Annotated in this window: 5 protein-coding genes; 1 reads left to right on the plus strand and 4 read right to left on the minus strand. The window is 29.3% G+C overall.

Translation table 11 applies throughout. The features are described from left to right. Positions 1-65: 65 nt before the first annotated feature. Complete coding sequence (locus I6U48_RS21045) at positions 66-416, minus strand: PqqD family protein (protein ID WP_218322447.1); 351 nt, start codon at positions 414-416, stop codon at positions 66-68. Further along, positions 406-2,322, minus strand: a complete 1,917-nt coding sequence (locus tag I6U48_RS21050) for an OPT/YSL family transporter (protein ID WP_218322448.1) — start codon at positions 2,320-2,322, stop codon at positions 406-408. Before I6U48_RS21050 ends, I6U48_RS21045 begins: the two co-directional genes overlap by 11 nt. 359 nt (positions 2,323-2,681) lie before the next feature. On the opposite strand from I6U48_RS21050, the gene I6U48_RS21055 reads away from it, so the two are divergent. Next, complete coding sequence (locus I6U48_RS21055; protein ID WP_218322449.1) at positions 2,682-3,122, plus strand: HNH endonuclease; 441 nt, start codon at positions 2,682-2,684, stop codon at positions 3,120-3,122. An 85-nt stretch (positions 3,123-3,207) separates the two neighbouring features. On the opposite strand, the gene htpG is transcribed toward I6U48_RS21055, so the two are convergent. Together htpG and I6U48_RS21065 are read right to left on the minus strand one after the other, a co-directional pair. Then, entirely contained in the window at positions 3,208-5,082 is a 1,875-nt protein-coding gene (htpG, locus tag I6U48_RS21060; protein ID WP_218322450.1) for a molecular chaperone HtpG, read from the minus strand. A 272-nt stretch (positions 5,083-5,354) separates the two neighbouring features. Continuing rightward, entirely contained in the window at positions 5,355-6,074 is a 720-nt protein-coding gene (locus tag I6U48_RS21065; protein WP_218322451.1) for a lysoplasmalogenase family protein, read from the minus strand. Positions 6,075-6,238 lie beyond the last annotated feature (164 nt).

The raw sequence follows: 6,238 nt of genomic DNA on the forward strand, positions 1-6,238 counted from the left end.
GTTCTATTATATAAAATTTCTAACATAAAAAGATGGCAACTGTAATTCAGTGCCATCTTTTATATTTAGAAACTCGTTTTTTCTATATAGTGACAGTTAACGTCGATATGATTTAAAAACAACAATAATCTTTCGTAAATCGGGTGAGCTTTATCACCATACTTTACTTCTAGTTCTTCACCAATATCCCTTACAGTTTTCTTGCCATCTATTTGCAAAAACACATAGCTTCCGTATTCATCCATAGAAATTTTTTTATATTCTGGAATTCCGAATTTAAGTTTTCTAAAGAATCTTTGAACCTTATGATCTTGCTTTTCAAGTATGGTCACAATGCCTTCTTTATCCACTTCATATTCTAAGTTATTAGAGATTTTAAATATTATATTTAAAACCTCTTCATTATTATTTAGCATTTTTTATTTTACTATTTAGTATAGGTATTATTGTAGCTATTACTAAAACTATTAATATTACAACTGCCATTCCATTAGTAGCAGCGAAGCCACTTGGTTCAGATCCTCCTACAATTTTAAATACTTGAAGTATTATACCAATAAGTCCTATTATAGAACCACCAGCAACAAGTCCAGAAGATAAACTTATACCATTAGAAACTTTAACTTCTTTTTCTTGTTCAGATTTACAACCTTTTTCTACAAATAAACGAACTAATGCACCTACTAATATTATAGAAGTTGTTGATATTGGTAAGTAGAATCCTATAGCAACTGTCATTACAGGAAGGTTTAATAAGAATAAAACTAATCCCATAACAGCACCAACAATTATCATAACCCAAGGTAATTTACCAGACATTATACCAGCAGTTAATGTTGACATTAAGTTAGCTTGTGGCAACGCGAATGGTACGTTATCACCAGTCATTGCAAGTTGGTTTGAAAGTAATAATATAACACCAGTAACTACTATAACACCAACTACACCAGCTATAGCAAAATATTTTTGCATTTCGTTTTTATCTCCACCAACTACAAAAGTAACCTTTTGTGATTGACAGTAGCCACCAGCAGTAGAAATAGCAGTAACTATAAATGTACCAAATAAAAGTAATGATCTATTGCTTTCAGGGTTTTTCCATCCCATTATAACGAATAATAATGTTACAAGAACTATAGAAGCTATAGTCATACCTGATACTGGGAGGTTAGAAGTTCCTATAGTACCAGTTAAACGACCAGAAACTATTACAAATAATAATGATAAGAATAGTGATAAAATAGAAGCAGTTATTGCCATTAATATATTACCACCAGATACTAAAAATCCACCTATAAAACCAACAATTACACCACCAATTAATATCATGTTTCCAGCAGATGAACTACCAGCTCCTGAAGACTTAGCATTTAAAGTTTCTTTTATAGAAGATATTATAGTTGGTATAAGTCTAATAGCACCTATTAAACCACCAGAAAGCATCATACCAGCACCTATGTATTTTACATAACTACCAGCTATATGCTTAACCTGCATTGCGTGTATAGCAACATTTGGGTTATTCCATACAGTGGAACTATCGTTTCCAAGAGCGGCAAAATAACCTATTAAAGGCATAATACCAAAGTTAGATAATATAGAACCAGCAAACATCATTAAAGAAACATCCATACCAACTATGAAGCCTATACCTAATAATAGAGGGTTAACTTCAACCTCAAATTTCCATTTATAGAAGGATTCGTTTACATAGCTTATAACATTATTAGTTACATTTAAGAAAGAGCTAGTTATAACAGTTATAACGCCACTTATTCCGAATCCCATTCCCATGTACTTCATTGAATCACCAGCGCCTTCTGAAGCAACAAGTGTTTCAGATATAGCCATTGACTCAGGGTACATTAATTTACCATGTTCTTCCACCATTAAATAATTGTGAACAAGAGAAGCTATTCCTATACCAAATAAAACTCCACCTACACCAACAGCGAAACCTTCTAAAAAAGAAACCTTAGCTCCTATTAAAAGAATCGCTGGTAAAACGAATATCATACCACTAGCAATTGATTCTCCACCACTTGACATACCTTGAACTAAATTTTTGCCGAGTATACCTTTGTGTTTAGCAAATATGGCTATGAATGCAGAACCTATTATAGAACCAGGTATACCAGCGGCAACTGTAAGCCCTGATTTCATACCTGAATAGGCAGTAGATGCTGCAAATAGTGCAGCTAAAATAATACCAATTATTAATACGGCAACGTTTCCACCAGATTTAGACCCACTGGAAATGTAAGGAACATAGTCTTTACCTGCTACGCCGCCATATGCATCTTTAGATAACTTATGATCCATAAGATGTACCTCCTTTTAATATTTTATAATTATAGCATTACCATAACCTATTATAGTATAAACTTTTTTTTATAGCTTAACTATAATTTATTACAGTATGGCTTAATTATAACACAATTATTATCAAAATGACATTTTTTCAATTTTACAAATAAGGAATTTATGTATATAATAAATTGCAATAGTTCTACTAACATATATTGTTTAACTTATATTTAAAGAGTATACAATAATTTATAAGAATAATAATAAATAATTTATTTTTTTAAACATAAAATAAAATACTATTATACTATATAATGAAAATGTAATAGTTTTATTTCTACAGCAAGAATAACCTTTCAGGAGTTTTATATATTATGAACATAAAAGATACCGATAAACTATATATTTATGAAAGAGATAACAAAAAATGCTTCTTTTGCGGCAAACCACTTAAATATAATAAAATAACTCTAGATCATTATCTTCCCAAAAGTAAAAAGGGAACTAATGATGTTTTCAATCTTGTTACCTGCTGTAAATTCTGCAACATCTCAAAAGGGAATAAAATTCCTAAGGATTACAAAGAAACAATTTTATATTTATTTTTAAAGGCTGTATATGATAATCGAATAAATAAGGCATCATTAAAAATCTCTAAAAAAGAGTTGTCTGATGAATTAAGTAATGTAGATAAAGTTGAAGACTTAACTGATCATTTTGTTTTTCAAAGTAATACTAAACGATTTTATATTAAGAATAATAAAGTTTATAAAATTGTTCATCTTGCATCTTCGTCAGAAGATATCACTGTATAAAATTTCAAAACTTATAAACAAAAGTCTATGGTACCAGATGTTGTTTTCATGACATCTGATACCATAGACTTTTAAAATATATCTATTATTTGAGTAACCTGCATACATCATTAGCATATTGTACAGGATCTTCTATAGAAAGACCTTCAATTAACAATGCTTGGTTGTATAACAGATTTGACAGCATTTTAAGCTTATCTTTATCTCCTTCGAAGGCCTGCTTAATTATATTAAACACTTCATGATTTGTATTTATTTCCAACACTTTGTCAGCCTTAACATTACCGCCATTCGGCATCGTATTAAGAACTTTTTCCATTTCAATAGAAAGTTCTCCTTCATTAGTAAGACAAACTGGGTGACTTTTTAATCTCTTTGATGCTCTCACTTCTTTAACTTTACCATTTAAAGCATCCTTCATAGAATCAAATAGTTCTTTATTTTCTTCAGTTTCTTTTTTACTTTCTTTTTCATCAGCTTCAAAACCTAAATCTCCACTTGAAACAGATTTAAATTCTTTTTCTTTATACTTCATAAGCATCTTAATTGCAAATTCATCAATATCGTCAGTGAAGTATAATATTTCAAATCCTTTATCTTTAAGTATTTCAGTTTGTGGTAACTTTTCAATTTTCTCTACATTTTCACCTGTTGCATAGTATATAAATTTTTGTTCTTCTTTCATACGAGAAACATATTCATCAAGGCTTACAAGTTTTTTCTCTGTAGAAGAATAGAACATTATTAAATCCTGGAGTGCATCCTTATTCATTCCAAATTCAGAGTAAACACCATATTTAAGCTGTCTTCCAAAGCTTTTATAAAATTCTTCATATTTTTCACGTTCATTTTTAAGCATTAACTCAAGCTCATTCTTTATTTTATCCTTTATTCTCTTTGCAATAAATTTAAGCTGTTTATCCTGTTGTAAAAGTTCTCTTGAAATATTCAAAGAAATATCTGCTGAGTCCACTAACCCTTGAACAAAGCTGAAATAATCTGGCAGTAAATCTGCACATTTTTCCATTATTAAAACACCATTTGAATAAAGCTCTAAGCCTTTTTCAAACTCTTTTGTGTAAAAATCATAAGGTGCTTTATCTGGAATAAATAATATAGTATTATAGCTTGCCATTCCTTCAACGCTTGCATGGATTGCTTTAAGGGGCTTGCCAAAGCCAAAATGCTTATCTATGTAGAATTGGTCGTAATCCTCAGTTTTTAATTCATTTTTATTTTTTCTCCAAATTGGAACCATACTATTTAAGATTTCATCCTCAAAATAGTCCTCATACTCTTTCTCACTGCCTTCTTTTAACTTACTTTTTTTAACCATCATTTTTATTGGATATTTTATAAAATCAGAATACTTTTTAACTAAAGATTTTAATCTATATTCGTCTAAATAGTCATCATAGTTTTCATCCTCAGTATTTTCTTTAATTTTCAATATAATTTCAGTTCCCACAATTTCTTTTTCAATACTTTCGATCTCATATCCCTCAGCGCCTTTTGACTCCCATTTGTATGCTTCCTTTGAATCAATTGCACGGCTTTTTACAGTTACTACATCTGACACCATAAATGAAGAGTAAAAACCAACCCCAAATTGACCTATAATGTCCACGCCTTCCTTAAGCTCATTTTCATTTTTAAATGCAAGAGAACCACTTTTAGCAATAGTGCCAAGATTATTTTCAAGCTCCTCTCTCGTCATACCTATGCCTGTATCGATAATAGTTAGCGTTCTATTTTCTTTATCTGGAGTAATTCTAATATAGAAATCTTCCTTATTAAAAGTAATGTTGTTATCAACAAGAGAACGATAATAACTTTTATCTATTGCATCACTTGCATTGGATATAAGTTCTCTCAAAAATATTTCTTTGTTTGTGTAAATTGAATGAATCATTAAATCTAGTAATCTTTTAGACTCTGCTTGGAATTCTTTCATAGCCATTTTATCATTTCCCTCCATTAATAATTTTAAATAGTAAAACCACACCCATTACTGTAGGTGCGGTTGCTTTAAAATCAATTAAGCCGTTTTACCTACACTTTAATGTAGAATAAATGAAATCAAAACGTCTTTTTATTTTTTGTTAGCACTCTTGATGATTGAGTGCTAATTTTATTTTAGCAATAATATTTTTTTTGTCAATATATTCTTATAAATTTATTGCTAAAAGTAAAGAATAATCCCGTATTTAAATGATGACTTCAATCTGTTTTTCATATATTAAATATTTTAATTTTCTTATATCCACTTATCGCAAGCAAAACCTGAGAAGGTAGATAAAATATCCATACTAAAAAATTTGAAATCATGCCAATATTATCATGAGATATACCTAGTTGCCTTATTATATTTGATGCGCCTACATTTATATCACATAGTAAAAACAATGTCATAGCCATAGAAACCAAATAACAGTTAGTTATCGGATATACATTTCTGCTAAAAGTTTTCCATGCAGTATATACGCTATAAAGTAGTAAAATCGCATAGATACTTCCTATAAGCAGAAGCTTATAATCTATAAAACGTATAAACATTGTAGTAACAAATATAGTTATCAAAATAAATATTATTAAATTATAAATATCTTTCTTTTTAATTTTACCACCACTATGCCGAATTATATAAATAATCTGTACAATACAAAATATAAATACTCCAAGAATAAACTTATTTAAAATCAACAGACACAAATCCGCTGCAGCAGTTAAAGTAAGCGCCAATTGTAAAAGATAAGTGTCCTCTCTGCTATATCCATCTTCTCCTATTAAAAAAGCTAACAACAAACATAACAATACTCCTATGTATTTTATAATATTAGGACAATTATTTCTCCCCCAATAATTAACATCAAGATAGTTAAATACTATATATATAACTATCTCCAAACATAAAATAATTCTTATTATATAGCTCTTGCCAGTACTTTTCATAAAAATCACTTCCATAAACTATACTTTATATATAGTATATTCAAGTCACCTGAATTCTTTACTGATATAAATAAACACATTTCTTATAGATAACAACACCAGACACTTAACTTATACGCAGGGATATATTTACATTATGGAAGACACATTTAAATACTTTTGAT

The sequence above is a fragment of the Clostridium thailandense genome (genome assembly GCF_019207025.1).
In the GTDB taxonomy this organism is placed as follows: Bacteria; Bacillota; Clostridia; order Clostridiales; family Clostridiaceae; genus Clostridium_AM; species Clostridium_AM thailandense.

Excerpts from the sequence above, each read along its gene's own strand:
- I6U48_RS21045 (WP_218322447.1), bottom strand. The coding sequence starts at position 416 with ATGCTAAATAATAATGAAGAGGTTTTAAATATAATATTTAAAATCTCT.
- I6U48_RS21050 (WP_218322448.1), bottom strand. The coding sequence starts at position 2,322 with ATGGATCATAAGTTATCTAAAGATGCATATGGCGGCGTAGCAGGTAAA.
- I6U48_RS21055 (WP_218322449.1), top strand. The coding sequence starts at position 2,682 with ATGAACATAAAAGATACCGATAAACTATATATTTATGAAAGAGATAAC.
- htpG (WP_218322450.1), bottom strand. The coding sequence starts at position 5,082 with ATGGCTATGAAAGAATTCCAAGCAGAGTCTAAAAGATTACTAGATTTA.
- I6U48_RS21065 (WP_218322451.1), bottom strand. The coding sequence starts at position 6,074 with ATGAAAAGTACTGGCAAGAGCTATATAATAAGAATTATTTTATGTTTG.